This is a genomic window from Chitinophaga sp. XS-30, assembly GCF_008086345.1.
In the GTDB taxonomy this organism is placed as follows: Bacteria; Bacteroidota; Bacteroidia; order Chitinophagales; family Chitinophagaceae; genus Chitinophaga.
In genome coordinates, this window is sequence record NZ_CP043006.1 from 979,737 (window position 1) to 1,002,146 (window position 22,410).

Annotated in this window: 26 protein-coding genes; 7 read left to right on the top strand and 19 right to left on the bottom strand. The window is 52.0% G+C overall.

Going from position 1 to position 22,410, the window contains the following annotated elements:
* Positions 1–8 precede the first annotated feature (8 nt).
* A complete protein-coding gene (locus FW415_RS04110; RefSeq protein WP_148383023.1) occupies positions 9–392 on the top strand; it encodes a hypothetical protein in 384 nt (127 codons plus the stop codon).
* A gap of 18 nt (positions 393–410) precedes the next feature.
* On the top strand, positions 411–1,103 hold the full coding sequence (locus tag FW415_RS04115) for an NUDIX domain-containing protein (RefSeq protein ID WP_148383024.1): 693 nt from the start codon (positions 411–413) through the stop codon (positions 1,101–1,103).
* A 241-nt stretch (positions 1,104–1,344) separates the two neighbouring features.
* Here the strand turns inward: FW415_RS04115 and FW415_RS04120 are convergent, their stop codons facing one another.
* From FW415_RS04120 to FW415_RS04140, 5 genes are all read right to left on the bottom strand, one after another.
* Entirely contained in the window at positions 1,345–2,454 is a 1,110-nt protein-coding gene (locus tag FW415_RS04120) for a TlpA disulfide reductase family protein (RefSeq protein WP_148383025.1), read from the bottom strand.
* A 62-nt stretch (positions 2,455–2,516) separates the two neighbouring features.
* Positions 2,517–3,947, bottom strand: a complete 1,431-nt coding sequence (locus FW415_RS04125; protein ID WP_148383026.1) for a RagB/SusD family nutrient uptake outer membrane protein — start codon at positions 3,945–3,947, stop codon at positions 2,517–2,519.
* Between the two features lie 12 nt (positions 3,948–3,959).
* Positions 3,960–7,328 (bottom strand): SusC/RagA family TonB-linked outer membrane protein, encoded by a 3,369-nt coding sequence (locus FW415_RS04130; protein ID WP_148383027.1) that lies wholly within the window; start codon positions 7,326–7,328, stop codon positions 3,960–3,962.
* A 151-nt stretch (positions 7,329–7,479) separates the two neighbouring features.
* On the bottom strand, positions 7,480–8,586 hold the full coding sequence (locus FW415_RS04135; protein WP_148383028.1) for a FecR family protein: 1,107 nt from the start codon (positions 8,584–8,586) through the stop codon (positions 7,480–7,482).
* Between the two features lie 62 nt (positions 8,587–8,648).
* A complete protein-coding gene (locus FW415_RS04140) occupies positions 8,649–9,206 on the bottom strand; it encodes an RNA polymerase sigma factor (protein ID WP_148383029.1) in 558 nt (185 codons plus the stop codon).
* Positions 9,207–9,403: 197 nt separating this feature from the next.
* Between FW415_RS04140 and FW415_RS04145 the strand changes: the two genes are divergently transcribed.
* On the top strand, positions 9,404–10,540 hold the full coding sequence (locus FW415_RS04145) for a polymerase (RefSeq protein WP_148383030.1): 1,137 nt from the start codon (positions 9,404–9,406) through the stop codon (positions 10,538–10,540).
* A 71-nt stretch (positions 10,541–10,611) separates the two neighbouring features.
* Here the strand turns inward: FW415_RS04145 and FW415_RS25510 are convergent, their stop codons facing one another.
* From FW415_RS25510 to FW415_RS24885, 4 genes are all read right to left on the bottom strand, one after another.
* A complete protein-coding gene (locus FW415_RS25510; RefSeq protein WP_256378905.1) occupies positions 10,612–10,740 on the bottom strand; it encodes a hypothetical protein in 129 nt (42 codons plus the stop codon).
* 76 nt (positions 10,741–10,816) lie between these two features.
* Positions 10,817–11,503 carry a DUF4377 domain-containing protein gene (locus FW415_RS04150; protein ID WP_148383031.1) on the bottom strand — a complete coding sequence of 229 codons (687 nt, stop codon included), beginning with the start codon at positions 11,501–11,503 and terminating at the stop codon, positions 10,817–10,819.
* Positions 11,504–11,680: 177 nt separating this feature from the next.
* Entirely contained in the window at positions 11,681–12,373 is a 693-nt protein-coding gene (locus FW415_RS04155; RefSeq protein ID WP_168208659.1) for a DUF4241 domain-containing protein, read from the bottom strand.
* Positions 12,374–12,383: 10 nt separating this feature from the next.
* The gene (locus FW415_RS24885) at positions 12,384–12,560 is read right to left on the bottom strand and encodes a hypothetical protein (RefSeq protein WP_168208660.1); all 177 of its coding nucleotides are present in this window, start codon (positions 12,558–12,560) and stop codon (positions 12,384–12,386) included.
* A gap of 448 nt (positions 12,561–13,008) precedes the next feature.
* Between FW415_RS24885 and FW415_RS04160 the strand changes: the two genes are divergently transcribed.
* Complete coding sequence (locus FW415_RS04160) at positions 13,009–13,566, top strand: CAP domain-containing protein (RefSeq protein ID WP_148383033.1); 558 nt, start codon at positions 13,009–13,011, stop codon at positions 13,564–13,566.
* Positions 13,567–13,783: 217 nt separating this feature from the next.
* Positions 13,784–14,323 (top strand): CAP domain-containing protein, encoded by a 540-nt coding sequence (locus FW415_RS04165; RefSeq protein ID WP_148383034.1) that lies wholly within the window; start codon positions 13,784–13,786, stop codon positions 14,321–14,323.
* A gap of 18 nt (positions 14,324–14,341) precedes the next feature.
* On the opposite strand, the gene FW415_RS04170 is transcribed toward FW415_RS04165, so the two are convergent.
* Positions 14,342–14,596, bottom strand: coding sequence for a hypothetical protein (locus FW415_RS04170; protein ID WP_148383035.1), 255 nt, complete (start codon positions 14,594–14,596; stop codon positions 14,342–14,344).
* Between the two features lie 73 nt (positions 14,597–14,669).
* Positions 14,670–15,440, bottom strand: coding sequence for a glycoside hydrolase family 25 protein (locus tag FW415_RS04175; RefSeq protein WP_246858907.1), 771 nt, complete (start codon positions 15,438–15,440; stop codon positions 14,670–14,672).
* A 112-nt stretch (positions 15,441–15,552) separates the two neighbouring features.
* On the opposite strand from FW415_RS04175, the gene FW415_RS04180 reads away from it, so the two are divergent.
* Entirely contained in the window at positions 15,553–16,578 is a 1,026-nt protein-coding gene (locus FW415_RS04180; RefSeq protein WP_148383036.1) for an SPASM domain-containing protein, read from the top strand.
* Here the strand turns inward: FW415_RS04180 and FW415_RS04185 are convergent.
* The 3 genes from FW415_RS04185 to FW415_RS04195 are packed head-to-tail and all read right to left on the bottom strand — an operon-like array spanning position 16,575 to position 17,596.
* The gene (locus FW415_RS04185) at positions 16,575–16,949 is read right to left on the bottom strand and encodes a hypothetical protein (protein ID WP_148383037.1); all 375 of its coding nucleotides are present in this window, start codon (positions 16,947–16,949) and stop codon (positions 16,575–16,577) included. The genes FW415_RS04180 and FW415_RS04185 overlap by 4 nt on opposite strands.
* 17 nt (positions 16,950–16,966) lie before the next feature.
* The gene (locus FW415_RS04190; protein ID WP_148383038.1) at positions 16,967–17,371 is read right to left on the bottom strand and encodes a hypothetical protein; all 405 of its coding nucleotides are present in this window, start codon (positions 17,369–17,371) and stop codon (positions 16,967–16,969) included.
* A 30-nt stretch (positions 17,372–17,401) separates the two neighbouring features.
* Positions 17,402–17,596, bottom strand: a complete 195-nt coding sequence (locus tag FW415_RS04195; protein WP_146859111.1) for a YtxH domain-containing protein — start codon at positions 17,594–17,596, stop codon at positions 17,402–17,404.
* Between the two features lie 229 nt (positions 17,597–17,825).
* Between FW415_RS04195 and FW415_RS04200 the strand changes: the two genes are divergently transcribed.
* A complete protein-coding gene (locus FW415_RS04200; RefSeq protein WP_148383040.1) occupies positions 17,826–18,902 on the top strand; it encodes an AI-2E family transporter in 1,077 nt (358 codons plus the stop codon).
* Between the two features lie 16 nt (positions 18,903–18,918).
* Here FW415_RS04200 and nadD read toward each other — a convergent pair whose 3' ends face one another.
* Genes nadD through paaA form a run of 5 tightly spaced genes read right to left on the bottom strand, consistent with a single transcriptional unit; the run spans position 18,919 to position 22,168 of the window.
* On the bottom strand, positions 18,919–19,491 hold the full coding sequence (gene nadD, locus FW415_RS04205; protein ID WP_148383041.1) for a nicotinate (nicotinamide) nucleotide adenylyltransferase: 573 nt from the start codon (positions 19,489–19,491) through the stop codon (positions 18,919–18,921).
* Between the two features lie 32 nt (positions 19,492–19,523).
* Entirely contained in the window at positions 19,524–20,009 is a 486-nt protein-coding gene (gene paaD / locus FW415_RS04210) for a 1,2-phenylacetyl-CoA epoxidase subunit PaaD (RefSeq protein WP_168208661.1), read from the bottom strand.
* A gap of 10 nt (positions 20,010–20,019) precedes the next feature.
* Positions 20,020–20,784: a 1,2-phenylacetyl-CoA epoxidase subunit PaaC gene (gene paaC / locus FW415_RS04215; RefSeq protein WP_148383043.1), complete on the bottom strand. Its 765-nt coding sequence runs from the start codon at positions 20,782–20,784 to the stop codon at positions 20,020–20,022.
* On the bottom strand, positions 20,771–21,154 hold the full coding sequence (locus tag FW415_RS04220) for a 1,2-phenylacetyl-CoA epoxidase subunit B (protein ID WP_148383044.1): 384 nt from the start codon (positions 21,152–21,154) through the stop codon (positions 20,771–20,773). Before FW415_RS04220 ends, paaC begins: the two co-directional genes overlap by 14 nt.
* A 15-nt stretch (positions 21,155–21,169) precedes the next feature.
* A complete protein-coding gene (paaA, locus tag FW415_RS04225; RefSeq protein ID WP_148383045.1) occupies positions 21,170–22,168 on the bottom strand; it encodes a 1,2-phenylacetyl-CoA epoxidase subunit PaaA in 999 nt (332 codons plus the stop codon).
* Positions 22,169–22,410: the final 242 nt, after the last annotated feature.

The following is a 22,410-nucleotide window of genomic DNA, read 5'->3' on the forward strand; positions in this document are numbered from 1 at the left end:
CTTGCGGCATGCGTTATCTTTTTCTCACATTGGTGGTGCTGGCAGCGTGTAACCCTGTACGTGAGCGCACGGATACAGCCAACTATGATCTGATCACCGAAAAATGTTTTGTGCTGCGGGAGCATCCTGACCGTTCGGACAGTGTTGTGAATGTGCAGCGCGACAGTATGGTGCGTTTCCTGGAACAACATGATTACAAGGCCCGGTATATGGAAAAGGACAGCCTCGTATTCCGCCGGGTAAACGGCCAGGAGGTGGCGATCGCGCTGCTGCCGCCGAAAGACGCCTGGGAATCCAACGCCATTATTATATTCGATCCTGTAAAAAGCCCGCTGTTCGTAAACCTTCACCGAGGCACAGACCAGGTGAAGCGGTACCTCGGCGAACATTGAACTGATAAATAATATCCCTTGCCTGTACACCAACACATCAGGGTAACAGCCGAAGCAGTAGCACTTCGCTTTACCTCGAAAGACGGTTTTATGGTGCTGCTCAGCAAACGCAGCATTCCCCCGCACATTTTCAAATGGGGCCTTCCCGGAGGGTTCGTTGGTAATGACGAATCGCTGGAAGATGCCGCACATCGCGAGATCCGCGATGAGACCGGCCTCCGCGCAGATTATCTTGAACAGTTCCGCACTTTCGGCGCGCCGGACCGGGACCCGCGGGGACGGGTGCTTAGTGTCGCGCACATCGCCCTGATAAAACCCGCCGCCTCCCGCCTCATCCCCGGCGCAGGCAACAAGGAAGCAAAATGGTTTCCCGTTCGGGAACTGCCCCAGATGGCATTTGATCATACGGAAGTGATCTCATCCGCCCTGGAATACCTGCGCATGCGTATGCGCCACGAACCGCTGGCATTTGAACTGCTTGATGCCAAATTCCCGGTTTCCGAACTGGAAAAGCTCTATGAGTGGTTATATGACCGCCCGGTTGACCGCCGCAACTTCCAGAAAAAGATCCATAATCTTGGCTTGCTGAGCGCTGAACAGGAAAAGTTGAAGCATCCGTTGCAAGGCCGTCCCGCTCAACTATATAGCTTCAACCGGGAGAAATTCTCCGAATTGCGGGAAAAAGGCACGGTGGTGGAAATTTTTGCATAATCTGCTGATTGTCAGATTTCATGTTCTTAAAACACAAAAAAATATATTTCGAACTGGTTGAATATCAGCATTTGTGTATTAAGTACGATAATTGTCTAAAAGTCTTTACTGTGCTGTATTTCAGGTAATTGGGCGGGTTATAGGTAAAATAACCGGCCAGGTGCTGCCGGCCGGTTGCAAAAACAGAAAATTACTGTTGATTCACCCTTTTTACGAACAGGCCTCCTTCCGGCGACCACAGTTACTCCCTCCCGAATATCTCATTCAGTTTCTGCTCCAACGCATCCCCCCGCAGGTTCTTTGCGATGATCACTCCATCCGGCCCAATCAGCAGGTTTGCCGGAACGGCCCTGATGTGGTATTGCAGGGCCACCGCATTTTTCCATCCTTTCAGATCGCCCAGGTTTACCCAGTTCAACTTGTCGTCCCCGATCGCCTTCAGCCATTTTTCCCTGTTGTCGTCCAGCGAAATGCCCACTATCTCGAAGTTGCTGTTCCGGTATTTGTGATAGGCTTCCACCACATTCGGGTTTTCCGCACGACATGGTCCGCACCAGCTTGCCCAGAAATCCAGCAGCACATATTTTCCACGAAACCCGGAAAGCGTCACCGGCCGGCCCTTCACATCCTGCTGTGTGAAATCCGGCGCTATTGCACCCACGGCCGTCAGGCCCTGCTCATACAACGCAGCAGCCAGCGCCTTCCCTTTCCGGCTGTCTTTCAGTGCGGGAGACAAGCCCTCGAAAACCGGTCTTATCTTCATCACATCCGGGTCTTTTCCGGCCAGCTCTGATAATGCCTCCAGGCTTAAATAAGACGCCGGGTGATGTTGAATGTAAATATATTTCAGGCTGTCCCGCTCCGCCCAGGTTCGTTTCAGCAGCGTGGTAAGACTGTCCATCAAGCCCAGCGTCTGCCGCTCCGGTGATGCCGCCCTGAAAACCGCATCCATTTGCAGGCCGGCCTCCTCCGAAGGCGCCAGTACGCCGGCATAATATCGGGCATATTCGGCATTGAGCGGAGAGCCGGAGACCACGGCATTTTTAACGGAATCCCGTCCTTTTATCAACATTTGCCCGTTATCCAGCCATATCAGCCTGGCATCTGCATCATGGCCGGCGTGGCCGATCACGATATGCACCTTCGATGGCTCCTCCACCTGATGATGGAAAACAAAGGCGCCATTTTGCTGTGCGGCAGAGTCGATGATCTTCTGATCGGTCCAGCCCCAGGACGATATTAAATACGCTTTTTCCGTATGCTTCAATTCCGGCAACAATACGGTTATCTGCTGTGCAAAAGACAGCGCGGGCGCAAACGCCAGCCATGCTATCAGAAAGTATCTCATCATAAAGGTTTATACATGCGGAATCAGCCGGGAAGTCAGGCTCCCGGCCGATTTCCTGTGTTATATCAATAACCGGGGTTAGGTGTAAGCGATGGATTAAGCAGCAGATCGTTTTCCGGGATCGGGAAAAGCTGCTTATCAGAATTCCAGGTGGCGTCTTTCAACGGCGCGGCTGCAGCCATTACCGCATCGATGGTCCCCGACCTTTTGAGGTCGAAGAAACGGTTGGCGAATTCGGTGAACAGTTCCACTTTTCTTTCTTTAAGAATGGCCGTCAGCAACCCGGGTTGTGTGGCGGCTGTTGTGGGGAGCAGGCCTGCGCGGATTCTTACGGAATCAAGATCGGCCTGTGCGCCGCCTATGTTGCTCTGCTGCGCACGGGCTTCGGCCCTGATCAGGAACAGTTCGGCCTTACGCAGAAAAATAGCGCGTTCGGCGCCTGCAGCATTCGATCTGAACTTATTGGGGAAGTGGTAGGTAACCGCTGGCGTTACGCCCGTATATTCGGTAGACCGCACCCAGGTGGAAAAGCGGCCATCGTTCGTTTCAAACGCGTCCAGCATGGTATTGTTAAAGGCAACCAGCACAAGGTAAGACGAAGGAGCGTTGGTTATAACGGGCGGCATTGCGTTATTATAAAACCCGTATTCAAAGGCCTTTTCATCATTCTTGTTGGCTATGGCCCAGATCGTTTCCTTATTGATGCCATTATTCGCCAGGAACACCTCGCTTAAGGGGGACAATTTGTAGGCCGGATCTGTCAATACAGCAGTGGCCGCGATCTCTGCATTTTCCCATTCCTTCATATACAGATATACTTTGGCCAGGAAAGCGGTAGCCGCGCCTTTGTTGGGCCTCACCCTGTGCGTAGTGGCGGTCCCGTACCCGTCGCGATACCCGGTGCTTAACATCGCCTCCGCATCCTTCAGGTCCTGCACGATCTGCGCATAGACCAGGTTGACCGGTGTTCTGGGCATACTGCCATTTGTACGGTAGTCCGTCGTCAATACCAATGGCGCATCTCCATACAAATTCACCAGGTAGAAATACAGGAATGCCCTGAGGAAAAGGCTTTCTCCCAGCCACTGGTTTTTGTTGTACAGCACTGCCGATGTACTCCTGATACCCTCTATGGTGGCGTTCACCGCAAAGATCTTCGCATAGATATTGCTCCAGTGGCTGGTATTGGCAGATGTGATGCTATTGGCATAAAAGGCGAGGCTGGTGGTATTGCTCGTGGCGATGGGCATCAGCTCGTCTGTGTACAATCCCGTAAGATAAGGGATATTGGAGCCCGTGGCGCCGGAAAAAACACCGGACCCCGTTAGGCTCAGGAAGTTGCCGGTAACTATGGCGGATACGGAATTGTCGGATACATAGGCATCGGTACCGGCGATGGTGCCTGCCGGCAGTTTGGTATTGTCCAGGTATTTTTCGCAGCCGGTGAAAGCGAATAAAGCAGCGGCTATGATAGTGCTTGTTATGATCGTTCTCATGTTGTTACGCTTTTATAAAGTAAGATTGATGCCCGCGGTGAATACACGCATGGGCGGGATAGTTCCCGCATCCAGATTTTCAGGATCGAGGCCGTCATAACCGGATATGGTCAGCAGGTTTTGCCCTTGCAGGTACACGGACAGGTCTTTTATCCGCATTCTTTGCAGCAGGGCGGCTTTCACGTTATACCGCAGGCTCAGGTTCTGCAGCCTTGCATACGAGGCGTCGCTGTAAGCCCCGCTGCTGGCCTGGTAGTAGAAGTGCCTCGACCAGTTGCTGAAGTCCGCGCTGATTTTCGGTACGTCCGTAACATCCCCCGGCTGCTGCCATCGGTCCAGCCAGAACGTACCGCCGTTAAGGCCCATGTAACCCAGCGGGAAACCTGTCTGCGCCAGCATATTCTTTCCCAGCCGCTTTGTGTACGCGAAAGAAACGTCCAGCGACCATCTCTTATAGGTGAACGAGTTCTGGAAACCACCGTAATATGCAGGAGCAAGGTCGAGGAAAACGGTTTTGTCCTCATTTTTCAATCCGCTCGTATAGTCTCCTTTGGTACCATCCAGGGTTATAAAACTGTAATAGCCGGTCTCCGGATTGATGCCGGCATAATTATACAGCACGACGCCGGTTACCGGTTTGTCCAATACATAATTCGCGTTCAGTGTGGTATTCACAGGCAGCTTGACGAGCCTGCTTTTTGGAATGGAAATATTGAAACGGGTAGACCAGCGGAAGTTCCGGTGTTTGATGTTCAGGGAATTCAGGCTGGCCTCCCAGCCGCTGGTACGGATGGTAGCGTCCGAGTTCACGGCCATGGAGCTCATGCCCGTTACGCTGTTCAGGGGCTGATTGATCAGCTGGTTGGATGAGATGTTCCGGTATGCGCTCACCTCCGCATATATGCGGTCATCAAAAAATCCCAGCTCCAGCCCTATTTCGGATTTCCTGTTCTTTTCCCAACTCAGCAGCGGGTTGGCCAGCCTGTTGGGACTGAGGCCGGTTTTGCCCAGGTATGTTCCGGACGCTGCGCTGTATGTGCTGAGATAAGCAAAGTCGCCCACAGCATCACCACCGATAAGCCCCGTGCTTCCCCTGAGTTTCCCGAAGCTGATAAACGGCGCCAGGCCCTGAAAGAATTTTTCTTCGCTGAAAAGCCAGGAGAGCGCCACTGAACCAAAGTTGCCGAACTTTCTGCCCGGCCCGAATTTGGTAGAGCCATCCCGCCGCCCGTTCAGGTTGACGATGTACTTTTCATCCCAGATGAATTTCAACACAGCATAAGCGCCTACGGAGCGGTAAGGGGTTTCATTAAAGGAGGTCGTTACCCTCGTGCCGACAGAAGGATTGCTCAGCAGCGCATCAGACGCAAAACCTTCGCCATGGATCTCGTTGGAGAAGGACAGCTTGTTATCCAGCCGGCCGCCGGTCCTGATATTCAGGTCACCTTTGCTGAAGACCCGGGTAGAAAATTCGGCATAAGGCGAAAAGCTGATCGTGCGTACGTTGTATACGTTGGACAAGCTGTGCGTTTCAGCGGCGGCATTGGCATAGGTGGGCGGTTTGGCCGTAGTGGGGTATGCCATGAACTCGCGGCTGGAGATCTCGTTATAGCTGATATCCGCATGCAGTGTCAGCCCGTTGAAAGGCCGGTACACGAGGGAGCCATTCCCCAACAGGTTGTTGGTGACATTCTTGTATATCTTGCTGATATCGCCCGCCAGGTCATTGGTGCCTTCTTCCCAGCTGATGTTGCCATCCGGGAGGAATAATGGAGGGCCGTTGGGCGCTGCCAGCGAAATGGAAGAAGAAAAGTCCATCGGCACCATATCGTTGCCGGATGACAGATATGTTGCCGCCAGCATGATGCTGAATTTGTTGTCATTCGTCGTGCTGTTCAGCGACAGCCGTATTGAACCATCTGTATGAGAGCCCCGGTGGCGCTGGATGTTCCCGTTATTCCGGAAGCTGCCGCCAACAAGGTAGCTGGTGTTTTGCGATCCGCCACTGTAGGAAATGGAAGCGTTGGTGGTTTGCGCGTAGCTGCCCAGCAGGTCTTTCCGGTAATCATTGTAACGGTCTTCTGGCCAGGTACCGTTGATGTCCTTATCCATCGCTGAGGGTGTTCTGCCATCGTTCTTCAGTCCCTCGCGCCGCAACATGAGATATTGCTCCGTATTCATGATCGGCGGTGTTTTCCCTAATACAGATACGCCGGTATATACATTTGCATTGAAAGTGGGCGATGTTCCCAGTTTTGCTTTTTTTGTGGTCACGAGGATCACCCCGTATGCGCCCGAGGTGCCGTACAATGCGGTAGCGTCCGCGTCTTTCAGCACGCTGATGCTTTCGATGTCATTTGGATTAAGATAATTCAGGCCGTTGCCGCCCTGAAGGAAGGATGCCGTACCATAACTGGTATTGGCAGATAGCGGCAATGTGGCGCCGGGATACATTACGCCGTCCACAACCACCAGCGGCGGCGGTGCGCCGGTGGCCAGATTGGCCGCGCTTCTTAACCGCAGCCTGAAGGCGCCGCCCGGCTGACCGGTCACCTGCTGAATGAACAGGCCCGGCACTTTACCCTGAATGGCTTCGAATACGTTGTTCACAGGGTTCTTGCGGATCTCTTCCGCCGTGATGGTCGTTACGTTGCCGGTATTGAACCGCTTGGATGTGGTGGTATTGCCGAAGCCGATCACCTGCACCTGGTCAAGTTCCGAAGAACTTTGCGGCAAGGCCACCATGATGTCGTTCTTATTTGTCAGCGTCAGCTCCTTCTCCTTGTATCCGATAAAACTTACGATCAGCACTGCCTGCTCCCTGACATTTTTCAGCCGGAAGTTCCCTTTACCATCGCTGCTCACGGCGTTATTGGTCCCTTTAACCCTGATGCTGGCGCCCGGTAGCGGCTGTCCGCGTTCATCCGTCACCTTGCCGGTAACGATGCGCGTTGTATCCATATGCGGAGCAGTAAGGACCGGGAGCATCACTTTCCCCGGCCGGATGTACACGAATTTTTCCGGCTCTTTTATTTCGTAGATGAATGGCAACCCTTTCAGACAAAGGTCCAGTGCCTGCATCAGCGAGGCGTCTTTCAGGTGTACCGTTACAACCGGCGCCTGAGCGATCAGCTGGTCGGACCAGAAAAAAGAGTAGCCGGTCTGTTCCTGTATCTGATCCAGCACTTTCTCCAGTGATAAAGCGGATGCGGAAATCGTGACCTTTTGCGAATAGGCGCCGGCCGTCACATGCAGGCTGGCCACCATCAGGATAAATGCTGTGAGTTTCATTGTCAACCACCATTTGGACCGGAAAAGACCTTTACCCGGCAGGTACATGCACAGGCCATCCCATGCCTTGCAGAAAGCAGTTAGTTTCATACTTTTGTAATGTTGGGTTTTAGCTGAAAAATTGCTGTTAGCGAACACTTTTTGCAGGGTAGCCCAACGATATCCGGATTCCGAGTTCCAGTCGGGATCCGTTTTTTTTGGGCCGGCCCTGATATTTTACTTGTTACATATGCTTTATTGATTATGGTATAGTCCCCTTTACGATCAGTTTGCCGTTGGTCCATTCTACAGGCAGCCCGTTGTCATTCAATGCCTTTATGACGAGCGACAGGTGTACACTCCGGCTGATGGAGCCACTGAAGCTCATTTCAGGAATATTTCCTTCAAAAACCACATCCACATCGTACCAGCGGGATACCTGGCGCATGAACGCAGCAACATCCAGATATTTCATGGATAATTGCCCGTGCAGCCATGCGGTTGCCTGCCGGGTGTCCACTTCTCTCACCGCCCAAACCCCCGTTACGCCAAGCGCTCCCTGTTGCCCGGGTTTCAGCACGGTTTGCCCGATACGCACAGCGCCTTCCAGCAATGTGGTCTGTATGGCCGGCTCTTCTTTATATGCCATGACGTTGAAGCGGGTACCCAGTACCTCTACCATGGCCTCACGGGCTTTTACAACGAAAGGTTGGCCGGCATTCCCGGCCACTTCGAAATATACTTCCCCGGTGATCTCCACTCTTCTTTCCTCACCGCTGAACGCCACCGGATAACGGATGGAGCTGGCGGCATTGAGCCATGCGCGGGTACCGTCCGGTAAATCTACCTGATACTGCCCGCCTCGTGGGGTGGACAATATATTGTAGGCGAGCATGCCTGAATTTGCGGATGGCTGTGCATAGGCAAGGCGACCACTGTCCACTTTCATGATCTTCACTCCGTTCTGTTCCGCCAGGTGCCCATTGGCGGCATCATCCAGTGCGATCTGTGCGCCATTGGCGAGGGTGAGCGTGGCTTTGAGGGTGCCGGGTGCATGGTCAGCCAGCTGCAGGGCCGGCGGTGACGGTCTGAACCAGAAATAGGCGATAGCAGCGATGGCAAGCACTGCCGCAGCAACAGCCAGTTTTTTGTAAATGGAAAAGGTGCGGGCTTTGCGGATACGCATGTGTATATAGGCAAGCGATTGCGCTTCCAGCTGTGCGCGGCCCGCCAGTGTGTCCGCATCCACTTCCGTGCTTTCCGTTTCAAAAGAAGCATAAAATTCCTGCAGCAGCTTTCTTTCTGCAGCAGTGGCCACGCCGGCGTTATAATGTTCGATTGCCTGGTTGATATCTTCTGGTAAATTCATAATGTGCCTACAATTAGTAGTATAAAAAGAAGCGGGGGAGTATGAGCCTCCCTAAACATATTTTATATCTTAAATAGTATGGTGATGACTTTAAGCACCTTGCGAAAATGAGAGAGGGCTTTGGTGAGGTGGCTTTTCACGGTAAAGGGGGATAGGTCGAGTTTATAGGCGATCTCCCGGATGGTGTACCCTTCCAGCCGGCTGTAACGGAATACCAGCTGCCGGACCGGCGGCAGGGTATTGGTTTCTTCCAGGATGATAGCCAGCAGATCTTTGGTGTACAGCAGCTGGTCAACGGAAACGTCATCCGGCAATGTCTCCGGAAGCGCTTCATCTATCAGCCGCATTTTTTTTCCGGAGCGGAGATATGCGAGGGATAGATATTTGACGGCGGTAGCCAGGTAATTCTCCAGCTTTTCGATGTCGGTTTTATGCCGGTTGTTCCAGAGGCTGATGAAGACTTCCTGCATGATGTCCTTTGCCGTATCGGCATCCTTTACACGCTGCAGGGATATCGCCATCAGTTTCTCCCAATAACGGCGATGTATTTCGTTGAAAGCACGGTGATCATCCTGTTTCACCCGCAGGAAGAGCTCGCTGTCGCTTAGCGCTGTGTACATATGGTCAGCTTCGTTCTGGTTGATATCGGGAAATAAAACTTTGTGCGCGAACAGGTACAAATGTTGTGGTTGGCCCGTCAGGACGCGTTAAATGTAGTGATCTTTCAGGAATATTTCCCGATTATAAGGCAGGCATCTGCCATGCCATGACGGCCGTCCATGATCGTACTTCCGGTTTTTTTTGCATCTTGCGGCCTATGCGTAAAACCATAACAGCAGTCTCCTTATTGATACTGGCCGGTTCCGTGAAAGCACAGGACACCATCCGGCTGCGCAAAAGCAGCTTGTTCCCCCTGCCGGTCGTCGGGTATTCCCCGGAGAAGGGGTTTGAGTTCGGCGTCGCCGCGCTGTATTCCTATTACGCAGATAAAAAAGACCCTTCCCCGCTGACCCGGAACTCCACCGCCAGTGTGCTCGCTACTTTCACCACCCGCAACCAGTTCAAGTTCGACGCCCGCTCCGAGAACTGGACGAGGGGCAACGACTATCATTTCAAAACCAATTTCCGCTACCATAATTTCCCTTTCTATTTCTTCGGACTGGGAGACAGTACACAGTACGACAACCGCTCACTTGTGGGGAACAAACGCTACAAGCTCCTGCTGGAAGCTGAAAAGCGCGTCACCAGTCACTTCTACGCGGGCCTTTCCCTGCAATACCAGCATGACAGGTTCACAGCCGATGATGAAAAAGGCGCTTATCCGATGGCAAGCCTGCAGGACAAGGAGGGAGGGCATGTTACCTTCATCGGTGTCACGGGCGTCTTTGACAACCGGGATAACCAGAACTATACTACCCACGGTTCCTTTTTCCGCTTCAATGTGGCATACGCACCGGCTTTTCTGAGCAAACACCCGCTCTGGCGCCTGGAAGCGAAGGCCAATCATTTCTTCCCCCTCTCCCCCAAAAGCACGCTGGGCCTGAACGCCTACGGGCATTCGTTGCAGGGGGAAACGCTGCCTTTTTACCTGCTGCCGGAACTTGGGAACGATAATATTATGCGCGGCTACTATACCGGCCGATACCGCGGACAGAATTACCTGGCGGCACAGGCGGAATACCGTTACCTGATAGATCCGAAGATCCGCATCAAGCTGTGGTTCCTCGATCTGCAACCCACTTTTGCACTTGCGGGCTTTGCAGGGGCCGGTAGCGTTACAGGGAACCGTGACTTTTCCTTTTCGCGGCTGAAACCCAACTATGGCCTGGGCATCCGTTATTTCTATGACAAGGTTTCTCGTCTCACCGTGCGGCTGGATTACGGTTGGGGTGAAAAGCGGCCGGGAGAGAAGCGCCAGGGCGGGTTTTATCTTTCGCTGGCAGAAGCCTTCTGATCATTGCCGGGCAATAAAAAAGCTACCTGCCGGAGAGCAGATAGCTTGCATATAAATAAAAAGTTGATCTTCTAGCGCTTTACATATTTTACCATGGCATAGAGGAACATCAGGCCAAACAGGATGATGAAGAACCACGCACCGAAATGACCGATCTTATTGCCGATCTCATAAAAAGAGTTGAGTAATACAGTCAACATGATATACAATTTTAGAAATTTCAGGGGGCAAGTTAGCGCTTTATCAGGAAAAAGACAATGAGTTTTCTCCCTGCTGTTATGCTTTCTCTTTGATCAACACCCTCGCAAGGCGGTATTCATAAGCGCCGATATCCTGTATCCGGCCGTCGCGGGGAATGCGGCGGACTTCCAGCTGGTAGATAAACCCTTGTTCGAACGAAAAACCGTCGATCGGCTCAGAGAGCTTTTCCCAGGTATCCCCGCGTTTATTGCCGTATTGCACTTCATAACATTTTGTTTTGCCGAAGCCCGGGCCACGATCGCATTCAGCTTCACTTTTCACCCAGATCAGCAGCGTTTTTTCCGCCGGCGCCGGTTTTTCCCTGCGCGTGAGCTTCAGGCCCTGTTCCCCATAAGCCTGCCCCTCGTAAATGAGGCTGCTGTCCGACAGCCGGAAACGCAGGGAATCCTTTACCGGGTCTCCGCTGCCCACCGTTACCATAGACAGCAACACCGTATCGTCAGACATCTTCCAGTTACCGATCTGCACTATTTCCGGGGCCTGGTTCAGATAGTCTGTCAGCATTACGGCATCGCCGGTTGGCCTTAATGTGAGCGCGATCATCCGCCCGGGGGAGGACGCGGCAGGGAGGCTGGTCTCGTAATACCCGTCCGGCGATGCGGTAACGGTATTGATCGTATCCTGCGTGGCGGCGGTTTTAGGATTGTTCTGGCACGAGGAGAACACCCCGGCCAACATGGATAGCCAAAAGATTCGTTTCATATAAAGCATAACAATAAAAACCAGGTTCGGTTTGGTCATTTCCCGGGGGAAATATTGCTTTGAAAAATGATATCCCCTTCTGAAAACAGTGCTTTTGCGCGTGCAAAACCGGCGTTATTAACAACAACAATGTCAAGCAGAACAATCCTTTCTCGCTGATTAACATATAATTAGTATTTATAGCACCAGAAAATCAATGACCAGGCTGCATACCTCGCCTTCTTTTGAAATGCCCCAGTATGCAGGATAAATGCCATCCCCATAGCCGGTATTGAACATGATCACGTTGAGGCGCGGACGGGATGGAAGATAGAAATTAAAACAGCTTCCCTCCCTGTCCGTATGATTTCGCCGGTTAAATGCTTCGGCAAAGAGCGAATCGTAAATATCACCCTCCGGATGATCGCGGAAGAAACTGTCCAGATAGCGATTGTAGTGTTTCTGCGAATACGCATCACAAAGGCAGCCGATGCCCGCCTCCGCCGTAAACCCATAAAACTGCGCGCCCCCTTCCCGGGAGGTCCCGCTCAGCCCGGGCACCATAGCCAGTTCCCAATGAATGGCCCGTTTGTCGGAGAACATCATTTTGATCAATGCATTGCGCCGGTTGTTCCGGTGGCCTGCCAGCACCACGGAAACCGGATATTCCCCCGGCGCCATGCGCCTGGTGAACGGCAAGGTGTCTTGCAGCCCCAGGAGCGGGTCGCAGGCTACCACAAAGCCGCTCGGCAACACCAGTTTACCCAGAAAACGGCATTCCAGATGGGAATCTTCTCCCCTGGCCCTTTCAAAATATCTCCCGTAATCAATGCCGGAATGCCTGACCCTTTTGACGCCGCTCCTCCTGAACAGATTTTGCAAACATTTCATGCTGTACCCCTTAATACCTGTGCGCTGAATAGATACATATTTCCATTGCCTGATGGTCATCAGGGGAAAGCAGGTCCGCTGTGAAGAAGACGACTATGCGGGTGTTTTGTTGCGCACTGGCGGGTTTACCGGGATCATGGCAGATGATGCGCCGGAACCGCAGCGCTGTGAGGGAATGGTTTGGCATTTTGATACAGTTATAACAGCGAAATGGATAAGTTACCCGATTATATCGTCGCCTTAAAAATACAACCTGTCCACCGGAAAACCCCTGTTGTTCCGCCTCATATTGATATATAAATTTTTATATTTTATTATTGTTTTATATATTTGGTGCGCTATGGAAGGAATATTGGTATGAAAGCCCGGAGTACCCTATGCCACAAGGAACACAACAGTACGGACCGCCAACAGACGCGGCAGTTATTCACTATTAATTAACGATCAATGCCTTAACAGGAATTTTACATGCTGAAGGTGCGGGTTAACAAAAGTCGACCGTAATTTTGCCGGCGTATATGATACATTTCATTTGCCAACTTTAGTTTCATCGCGCTATACTCCGCCGGTGAAATATGATAACCTCTTCCTTTCGCAAAAGCCAGCATGATTTAAGGACCTAAAAAAAATCTGATATGAGATTTACATTTGCGCGCGCCGCTATGGCCGCGACTGCATCCGTATGGCTGCTGCTGACTGTTGCTTGCAACAAAGAACCGCTGGAAAACATTATTGCACCGCCCCCGCCGCCGGTTGCGGACACTGCTTTCGTCATGAACAACCCTGTTGACCAGGTGTTGTTGCTTAAACTGATCAACGACATTCGCGCCAGGGGTTGCGACTGCGGCGATACCGTTATGGGCCCGGCACCGGCGCTCCGCTGGAACAAATCGCTGGAAAGAGCGGCTTATCTTCACAGTAAGGACATGGAGGCCAAAGATTATTTTGCCCACAATGACAAAGAGGGTAGAAATGCCGGTTACCGCATCTCCACGATGGGTTATCCCTGGCAATCCTGGGGCGAAAACATTGCGCTGGGTATTCTGACGGAATATTCTGTGGTTGACGGCTGGAGCAAAAGCCCTGTGCATTGCCGCGTAATGATGAATGCCAGCTTTTCGGAAACGGGGATCGCCAGGATAGGCTACTTCTGGACACAGGAACTGGCCAGTCCAAAGACGGCTACCCATTAAAAACATAACAGCTTTTCAGGCTCACATCATCCTGATTTATAATCTGTTATTTTCATTAACATCTTTTTTGCAAGGCTTCACTGGATTATTTCCAGGTTCCCGCTATCTTTGGAGCCTTGTTTATACGTTTTAACCCTTTCCTCTGAAAAAGCCAACGTGCTTTAACCTCCTCCTATCAAGAACCCAGTACCGATTTTTTTAATTAACTGGGATTTTCATGTATTCGATAAAACGTTTTGTACCCTTTATTCTTTTAATAGCTGTGCTGGCCGTTGCCTGTACAAAGGAAGCGCCCGTTGTGCCGCAGGAACCGGATACGGAAGACCCTGGCACCGTGGTGGTGATCACCAATAATGTCAACAAAGATACCCTGCTGCATCTCGTCAATGAAGTGCGCGCGAGCGGCTGCAACTGCGGCGGTACGGTGATGCCTCCGGTACAACCGCTCACCTGGAACGTATTGCTGGAGCTGGCGGCGGCCAATCATAGCAAAGACATGCAGGAGCGCAAATACTTTTCCCATACCAGCCCCAATGGCACTACCCCCAAAATGCGGGTGCAGGCGGCGGGCTATAATTATGCCTGGATGGGGGAGAATATTGCATCGGGACCAAAAACCGAACTGGCGGTCATCAATGGCTGGCTGGGCAGTCCTGACCATTGTAAAAACCTGATGGGGGCGCAATTCCGGGAAATGGGCGTTGCCAGAGCGGGCAACTACTGGACACAGGTGCTGGGCGCCGCCACAAATAAATAGGAGTACCGCGGACGTTCATCAGGCGTCCGGAGGCGGCATTTTTTTCCGCCATAAGCGCCAGACGAGATAGATATAGGCAGCAAGGCTCAGCCCAAACCAGGTATAGAATCCCGTCAGCCGGGCGGGCGTGGATTCTTCCGGCACAGCAAACCCGAGATACAAACCGAAAAAAATATTGATCATCATCCAGAAAAGGAAAATGAACACCGTCCGGATGATCTTCACAAAAAACTGCAGCAGCTTCCAGTCAAAGTTCTCATTTGGCTCCTCCATATTGTAATGATTAATGCTTTAAAGGTCCGGATTTTGCCCCGCACGGCAAACTGTTTGTCGCGCATACGGCGAACTATGGGATGCACAACTCCCGCAGCGCAGCGCTGTCTCCCTGGAAAACGTTAAAGTCCACCGTTGTACGGATACCATTCACCCGCCCGATGTCGCTATGCTGCCAGAACAACCACTTCCGGGGGCTGCGCGGCCGGTCTTTCTGATAATAATGGGCTACCCATAGCGGGTATTCATCAAACTCTTTTCCGAGATAGGTTTCATAAAAATGGATATTGGTATAGATGATGGGTTTTACACCGTATGCCTTCTCCATTTCTTCCAGCCAGATGCGGGCGGTACTGCGGATAACAGCGGCAGGCTGATTGTTATGCACTTCGACATCCAGCACCGGCGGGAGGTCCCCGGACCGGAGCGAAACCACGTTACGGAAATTCGCTGCCTGTTTGAGGGGATCGCGGGTGGAATAGAAAAAATGGTATGCTCCGCGAATGATCCCCGCCTCTCCGGCTTTCTCCCAGTTCCGTGCAAAAGCAGCGTCCTGCCGGGTGATCCCTTCGGTGGCTTTGATAAAGGCAAAGGATATACGAATATCATCCACCTGCATCTGCCGCACGGCCATCCAGTTCACCTTTCCCTGAAATTTGGAAATATCAATGCCATGCATCGCATAGCTAACGGGCATATCAATACCGAATTCCTCATACCGCACAAACTCCAGCTGCTGCTTCTCACGCAGCCACAGCCAGCCAATGACGGCCATTCCGGGAAGAATGATCGCCAGTATTAAATAGATGAACGGGCGCTTGCGTATGCGTCTGGTTTTTGCCACGGTGAGTACTGTTGTCCTTGAAAATACGCAACAAGTATAGGGCTATTTTTTGTCCCCTGCATGAAAGCCGGGATAGTTGTGCTAAATTTATACTTCTAAAGAGGCCCGAATTATGCCGAAACCGAACCTGAACGACGCACTCAATTTCCTGTCAAAATTCACATTCCGCCGTGGCTGGAATGCCGGAAAGGTACTGGGAAGCTATTACTGGAGCAAATGGCGGAACAAACCCGTGCAATGGGGCTTTCCCATTTCCATCTCCTTTGAGCCCACCACTTCCTGCAACCTCCGCTGCCCGGAATGCCCGAGCGGCCTCCGCGCATTCACCCGGCCAACGGGTATGCTGCAGAACGATTTTTTCCGGCAAACCATCGATGAACTGCACCGCGACCTGTTATACCTGATCTTTTATTTCCAGGGGGAGCCTTACCTTAATACCGCTTTCCTGGACATGGTAAAATACGCTTCGGAAAAAGGCATCTACACGGCCACCTCCACCAACGCGCACTATCTAACGGATATGAATGCACGAAAGACTGTGGAAAGCGGGCTGGACCGGCTGATCATCTCTATCGACGGCACTACGCAGGATGTTTACACACAATACCGCATCGGCGGCAATCTCTCCAAGGTGATCGAAGGCGCAAAGAATATCGTGAAATGGAAAAAGGAACTGAATTCCAAAAAGCCGTTCGTATTCTTCCAGTTCCTGGTGGTAAAACCCAATGAACATCAGATAGAGGATATCAAAAAACTGGCGAAGGAGATCGGCGTGGATGAAGTGCGGTTCAAAACGGCGCAGGTATATGATTATGAAGAAGGCAACAAACTGATCCCGACGATCGATAAATACTCCCGTTATCACCGGAACGACGATGGCACCTATGCCATCAAACACAAGCTGGATAACCATTGCTGGCGTCTCTGGCATTCCCCGGTAATTACCTGGGACGGGCTGGTGGTGCCCTGCTGTTTCGATAAGGATGCGCAGCACCGGCTGGGAGATCTCAAGAGCAGTTCCTTCAGAACGCTCTGGCATAACGAGAACTACGTCAGGTTCCGCACGCAGATACTAAAGGGCAGAAAACACATCGATATTTGCGCTAATTGCAGCGAAGGCGCTAAGGTCTGGGGCTAGTCGTCAGACCGGGAAGTTTCGCCGGAGGCCGCTTTTGCGGCCGCTTTCCTGCGGCGGCGTTTCCGTTGGAAATTATCCACCAGCTTGATCCCCAGGCGTACGCCTATAAATTCCAGCGCGGTCATCAATGCCGTGGACAATACAGATTTGGCCTGGCTGCTTTTCCAGGCCACTTTAGCCACACTGCCTACAATACCCATAATACCGCTGTTGGCGATACCGGGCACCACAGTGTTCATGGCCATGGTCTTATAGTTGCCTTTCAGATGATCCACCCTGGCCCCCAGCTCGTTCTCCAGCCGCCGGGTTTTATGTTTGAGACGGGCGATCTCTTCATCCAGCATCTCGAGGTTCTTGATCTTTTTAGGCATGAAAAGCGCGTATTAAATTATTCATTCGATACTTTTTCTGTTACTTTCTCGTCTATCTTCTCCTCCATCTCTTCGATCTCCTCTACCAGCTCCGCAGCCAGCATATTCGCCAGCGGCCGCTGTATCAGCGTTTTTCTGAATGCCAGCATCAGCAGCAGGAGCAATACAAAAAAGCCCGCAGCGCAGGAGAATCCGATCGTAAAGCTGTTGGTCATTTCCCCGATCCAGAAGCCTACGACCATTCCCAGGAACACGATCACAAAAAAGAACAGCAGGAAAGCGAGCAGCAGCGAAAAGAACAAACCTAACGCCTTGCTTAACTTTCCCGCTGCCTGTAACTTGATCAGATCAAGCCGGGTTTCAAGGTAATTTTTGGCCACCTTGCCTGTCTCGGTGAAATACTTGGAAAAATTATCTTCCATGCAATTGTTTTTAGGATGCTAAGAAGGAATTCAGGTCAATTCATTTTCGATCGCATCTTCATACTGCTGCTTTTTTGCACGGAACTTTTCCTTCAGTTTATCCGCCTGGTATTTCAGCTTGTCTACCAGCTCGTCCTTTTTATCGGAATTCAGAAAATAACCAACGGCTACGCCAACGGCGGCTCCCACGATAAATGATACGACTGCTTTTGAACTTCTGCTCATAGTCATGTGTTTTTAGATGTGAAAGATTTGGGTTCTTTGGTGCTGTACGGTGGTGATAAAACCCCGCACGGTAAGGTTACAAACTTTGTTCCATATTTGTTCCAAAGGTATAAATTTAATCTTGAAACAGCCATATAATATTGGCGGGGTGTCCGTTTCAGCGGATTGGCATACTTTGTGATCCCATGAAAATCGCGTAAGTTTAACATACCACCACACCACAGATATTATGAGCCATCTTGACAATGAACGCCTCAAACAGGTCCTTTTTTTATTGATCATCGCCTTTCTGAGCATCGTCCTGTTCCGGGAACTGTATGTCCTCTTCCCGGGCTTCCTCGGGGCGGTCACGTTCTACGTGCTGTCCCGCAACTATATGTTCCGGCTGGTGGAGAACCGCAAGTGGAAGAAAAGCTGGGCCGCTACGCTGATTATGGTGTTGTCTTTTCTCATCATTCTGTTGCCCATCGGGATGCTGATAAACATGCTTACCGCCAAGGTGTCTTATGCCATTACCCATTCGTCCGACCTCATCAAAGGTCTGCAGAGCATTAATGCACAATTGCAGGAATCCATGGGCGTCAACCTCATGACCCCGGACCGCTTGTCCAAATTGCAGGAATACATCACCAATGTGCTGCCGGCCTTTGTTGGCGCCACTTTCAATACACTCACCGCTGTTGCCATCATGTATTTCATCCTGTATTTCATGCTGGTGAATGCCCGGGAAATGGAAGAAGCGTTGTATGAATACATTCCTTTGAAGGATGAAAATGTAGAACTGTTGGGGAAGGAAATGAAAAATATGGTGGTGAGCAATGCTATCGGCATCCCGCTGATCGCCCTGATACAAGGGGTGATCTCGCTTGTCGGCTATCTGATATTCGGCGTGCCGGAACCGGTCTTCTGGTTTGTGGTAACCTGCTTTACCGCCATGCTGCCGATTATCGGCGCGGCGGCCGTGTATGTGCCCATGGGCATTTACCTGCTTTCATCGGGACAGACCTGGCAGGGTATTGCCGTGCTGGCATATGGCTTCGGCGTGGTGGGTACGGCGGACAACCTGTTCCGCATGCTGCTGGCAAGAAAGATCGGTGACGTGCATCCGCTGATCACCATCTTCGGGGTGATCGTAGGGGTGAACCTGCTCGGTTTCATCGGGCTGATATTCGGCCCCCTGCTCATATCCCTGCTGATCGTGCTGATGAAGATCTATTCCAATGAATACCTCGTAAAGAAAAGGGAGGTAAAGGTGGTGCGAACGGCCCATTCCAAAGAAAAGAAAATGAAACAAACGGGGGAATAATTCCACAATCCGTGATTCAACCCCTATAATAGTTATTCTCCATCATGTATTTCCACACATTGTCCGGTACCATGTAACGGACGGATTTCCCTTCCTGTATCCAGCGGCGGATACTGGTAGCGGAGATATCCAGCATAGGCGCGTCCACCAGTGTTACCCGCGCGCCGTAGGTGTCTTTTACCTCATGGCCGGGACGGTTATAAACGTATATCGCATAATTATCCAGCAGCTGCTGGTAATTCTTCCAGCGGGGAATATTCTGAAAACTGTCGCTGCCCATGATCACCACGAATTCCTGCGAAGGGAATTTTTCGGTGAGGTAAGTGAGGGTATCGATCGTGAAAGACGGGCGGGGCAATGAGAACTCGATATTGCTGACGCGAAGACGCGGCTCGTCCTGCACGGCCATTTCGGCAAGATGCAGGCGATGATGTTCGTTCAGCAGGGTAGTGGAAGTTTTCAGCGGGTTGTGCGGAGACACGACCAGCCACACTTTATCCAGGTCCGTGTGATAAGCCATAAAGTTCGCAATGATCATATGGCCGGTGTGCACAGGATTGAATGAGCCGAAGTATAATCCGATTTTCATGGCGGCAAGATACAAAAGTTGCGGGAAGGGCTTTATTCCAGCGGCTTGAATTGTTCGAACACCTGACCGCAGTCCCTGCAGTAATGAATGGCCCTGCAGAGGGTGGAGCCGAAGGGTGAGCGCAGATAGGTGTTTTTGCCGCCGCAATGGGCGCAGGGCGTTTCCAGCAATATCTCCGAGTAGGCTTCTCCGTTAGCGATCTGCGGCGGCGCAATGCCGAAATTCTTCAGTTTTTCCTTGGCGGCCGCCGTCATCCGGTTGCTGGTCCAGTGCGCTTCCTTGTCTATCTCCACATTCACGGTCGTATGCAGCGCGCCTTCCACCACGGTTTTGATATTCCGCCGGATCAGCTCCACTGCCGGGCATGCCGCAAAGGTGGGGATCATCCGTATCTGCACTTCCCCGGCAGACAATTCCACGCTGGTGATCATGCCCAGGTCCAGCACGTTCAATACGGGGATCTCCGGGTCCATCACCTGTTCCAGCGCCTTGTATATATTTTCTTTGCTGACCTTCATATGGGTGGTTTTACCAGGTTGCTGCGGGGTCTGTACGGAATACGGCGCCCATTTCATCCAGCAGCGGCTGCAGGTGTTCCGTATGATATCCCTGCCTTCCGCCATAAGCGGGCTGTACATTCTTTTCATCCGGCAGGTTAAGCGCAGCAAGCGTCAGTATGGAATAGATCCGTTCCATCCATAATTCCTTCAGCGCCTTCTCTCCGGGATATACTTTCTCCTCTACCAGCAATGCCTCTGCATCGCCACCCGGCTCAAAAAGCCCGAGCGCCAGGGGGAAGCAAACGTTCAATGCGGATTGCATGCGGGCGTAACTTTCTTCGCCACCGCGGCATAACTGGGTGATCCATGCATTGGCGTGCAGGGTATGATACTTGATCTCTCCTTTCAGTTTCTTCGCGAGCGGCTGAAGCGGGGCAAAGCTGCTCTGTTGCAGCTGCCCGTACCGTATGGCCTCGGCATGATCGAACAGGAAATGCCGCATCAGGCTGAAATCGTATTCGCCATTGGGCTGCTCCACGAGATGGCAGCAGCGGTAGTCCTTTTCGTTACGCAGAAAAGCGAACTGATCGGGGTCTGCTCCGCCGAGCGCTTCCTGCTGAATGCGATACAAGGCCCAGGCATGGCCGATCTTGTCCTGCGCCATGGAAGAGAATGCGATGTCTTCTTCCATTACCGGGCCCAGGCCGGTCCATTCGGAATTGCGGTGCCCCTGAACCAAAGCATCATCCGCCATCGCGGTAAGCAGGTATGTTAATGCGTTATTTTTCGTCATGCTGGGATGATTTCCGGTATTTGTTGATCTTTTCCATCACTTTGAAGCCGCTGGCATCGCGATAGGTCTTTTCCAGGTTGTTGGCGAACATGTCCTCGTCTTCCGCGCTGAAAGCGAGGATGTCCGCACTGCGCACGACCCAGATATTGACACATTTCTTCCGGCGGCCGAACTGTTCCTTGGCGAAAATAAGCGCCATCTGCGCATTCGGCGCATGTACGCATCCTACATGCTCGTGGTGGGCGCCGCGTTTTTCCTGGTGAAAGACTTCGAATACATTCCAGTTCTCGCCGTCCTGTACGGTTACCGCTTCGCCGGAGGGACTAAGCTGCAGGCGGTTGACGCGTGGATCTAATGATTGGTTGTTCATGCTGTTTTTATCTGTTTAAGCTACGGGAGCCGCTATCCTGTCTTTCGGGTCCATAAGGGCCTTGCGTACCCATCGCCCGTGGGTTTCCGCCCATTTGCGCACATCCAGCCTTTCCCTGTTGCAGGGGCCGCCGCCATTGATCACTTTCTTGAAAAGTTCCCAGTCGGGGTCCGAATATTCCCACCTGCCGGTCGATTCGTTCTTCCGCAGGTTTTCATCCGGCAGGCTGAGGCCGAGGTCCCATATCTTGGGCACATAAGCGTCCAGGAACTGGTTGCGCATATCATCGTTGCTGGCCATTTTTACTTTCCATTGCATCAGTTTTTCACTATGCACGGAATTTTTATCCGGCGGGCCGAAAAAATGCATGATGGGCTGCCACCAGCGGTTCAGGGCATCCTGCAACATTTCCCGCTGCGCCGGTGTACCGGTAGCCAGCTCAATGAATGCATCGTGGCCCTGCTTGAGATGAAAGCTTTCCTCGTAACAGATCCTTTCCAGCGCGCGGCAATACGGGCCATAGGACCCTTTGGCATTCGCCACCTGGTTCACAATGGCCGCGGCATCGATCAGGAAACCGATCACGGTCACATCCGCCCAGGTCTCCGCCGGATAGTTGAATACATTGGAGTATTTGGATTTTCCGCTCAGCAGGTCATTGATCATTGCTTCCCGGCTTTTGCCGAGGGTTTCGGCAGCATTGTACAGCAACTGGCCGTGACCGATCTCGTCCTGTACCTTGGCAATGAGCGCCAGTTTACGTTTGAAACCCGGTGCGCGGGTGATCCAGGTGCCTTCCGGCAATGCGCCCATGATCTCTGAATGTGCATGCTGTTCTATCAGCCGGATGAGCTGGCGCCGGTATTCAGATGGCATCCAGTCCCCTGGCTCTATCTTTTCTCCGCGGGTGATGCGGGCCTCGAACTCCGTCAGCTTTTCCGGATCGTCATGAAGATGCTCTTCCGTCAGCTGCCGCTTGTTCGGCTCATCGAAAATATATCCGCCTCCGTACATGGGACGATTGTTTTGGTTACTTGTAAATTAGTGAATTTTGAGCGATCACCCAATTTCGCTGCATATGAGCCCGCTGTTCTGTACACCGGGACGAAGCGGCAACGCAGGAGCTGGTGGCGTCAAAAGAGAAATAAGAGAACGGCAGTTCGCCGGGGATTTCCGAACTTTATATGCATTGGCAGCGCAATTTCCGGAGGAAGGCCCCGGCCCGGCCGCATGTGGCGATGGCTGCACGGCTCCCG

Coding starts and splice junctions, on each gene's coding strand:
- FW415_RS04155 (WP_168208659.1), bottom strand. CDS start 12,373: ATGAAATGTTTGCAAAATCTGTTCAGGAGGAGCGGCGTCAAAAGGGTC.
- paaA (WP_148383045.1), bottom strand. CDS start 22,168: ATGTACGGAGGCGGATATATTTTCGATGAGCCGAACAAGCGGCAGCTG.
- FW415_RS25510 (WP_256378905.1), bottom strand. CDS start 10,740: ATGTTGACTGTATTACTCAACTCTTTTTATGAGATCGGCAATAAGATC.
- FW415_RS04145 (WP_148383030.1), top strand. CDS start 9,404: ATGCGTAAAACCATAACAGCAGTCTCCTTATTGATACTGGCCGGTTCC.
- FW415_RS04190 (WP_148383038.1), bottom strand. CDS start 17,371: ATGGAAGATAATTTTTCCAAGTATTTCACCGAGACAGGCAAGGTGGCC.
- FW415_RS04200 (WP_148383040.1), top strand. CDS start 17,826: ATGAGCCATCTTGACAATGAACGCCTCAAACAGGTCCTTTTTTTATTG.
- FW415_RS24885 (WP_168208660.1), bottom strand. CDS start 12,560: ATGCCAAACCATTCCCTCACAGCGCTGCGGTTCCGGCGCATCATCTGC.
- FW415_RS04170 (WP_148383035.1), bottom strand. CDS start 14,596: ATGGAGGAGCCAAATGAGAACTTTGACTGGAAGCTGCTGCAGTTTTTT.
- nadD (WP_148383041.1), bottom strand. CDS start 19,491: ATGAAAATCGGATTATACTTCGGCTCATTCAATCCTGTGCACACCGGC.
- FW415_RS04120 (WP_148383025.1), bottom strand. CDS start 2,454: ATGATGAGATACTTTCTGATAGCATGGCTGGCGTTTGCGCCCGCGCTG.
- FW415_RS04110 (WP_148383023.1), top strand. CDS start 9: ATGCGTTATCTTTTTCTCACATTGGTGGTGCTGGCAGCGTGTAACCCT.
- FW415_RS04130 (WP_148383027.1), bottom strand. CDS start 7,328: ATGAAACTAACTGCTTTCTGCAAGGCATGGGATGGCCTGTGCATGTAC.
- paaD (WP_168208661.1), bottom strand. CDS start 20,009: ATGAAGGTCAGCAAAGAAAATATATACAAGGCGCTGGAACAGGTGATG.
- FW415_RS04195 (WP_146859111.1), bottom strand. CDS start 17,596: ATGAGCAGAAGTTCAAAAGCAGTCGTATCATTTATCGTGGGAGCCGCC.
- FW415_RS04165 (WP_148383034.1), top strand. CDS start 13,784: ATGTATTCGATAAAACGTTTTGTACCCTTTATTCTTTTAATAGCTGTG.
- FW415_RS04160 (WP_148383033.1), top strand. CDS start 13,009: ATGAGATTTACATTTGCGCGCGCCGCTATGGCCGCGACTGCATCCGTA.
- FW415_RS04140 (WP_148383029.1), bottom strand. CDS start 9,206: ATGTACACAGCGCTAAGCGACAGCGAGCTCTTCCTGCGGGTGAAACAG.
- FW415_RS04125 (WP_148383026.1), bottom strand. CDS start 3,947: ATGAGAACGATCATAACAAGCACTATCATAGCCGCTGCTTTATTCGCT.
- FW415_RS04220 (WP_148383044.1), bottom strand. CDS start 21,154: ATGAACAACCAATCATTAGATCCACGCGTCAACCGCCTGCAGCTTAGT.
- FW415_RS04150 (WP_148383031.1), bottom strand. CDS start 11,503: ATGAAACGAATCTTTTGGCTATCCATGTTGGCCGGGGTGTTCTCCTCG.
- FW415_RS04135 (WP_148383028.1), bottom strand. CDS start 8,586: ATGAATTTACCAGAAGATATCAACCAGGCAATCGAACATTATAACGCC.
- FW415_RS04180 (WP_148383036.1), top strand. CDS start 15,553: ATGCCGAAACCGAACCTGAACGACGCACTCAATTTCCTGTCAAAATTC.
- paaC (WP_148383043.1), bottom strand. CDS start 20,784: ATGACGAAAAATAACGCATTAACATACCTGCTTACCGCGATGGCGGAT.
- FW415_RS04185 (WP_148383037.1), bottom strand. CDS start 16,949: ATGCCTAAAAAGATCAAGAACCTCGAGATGCTGGATGAAGAGATCGCC.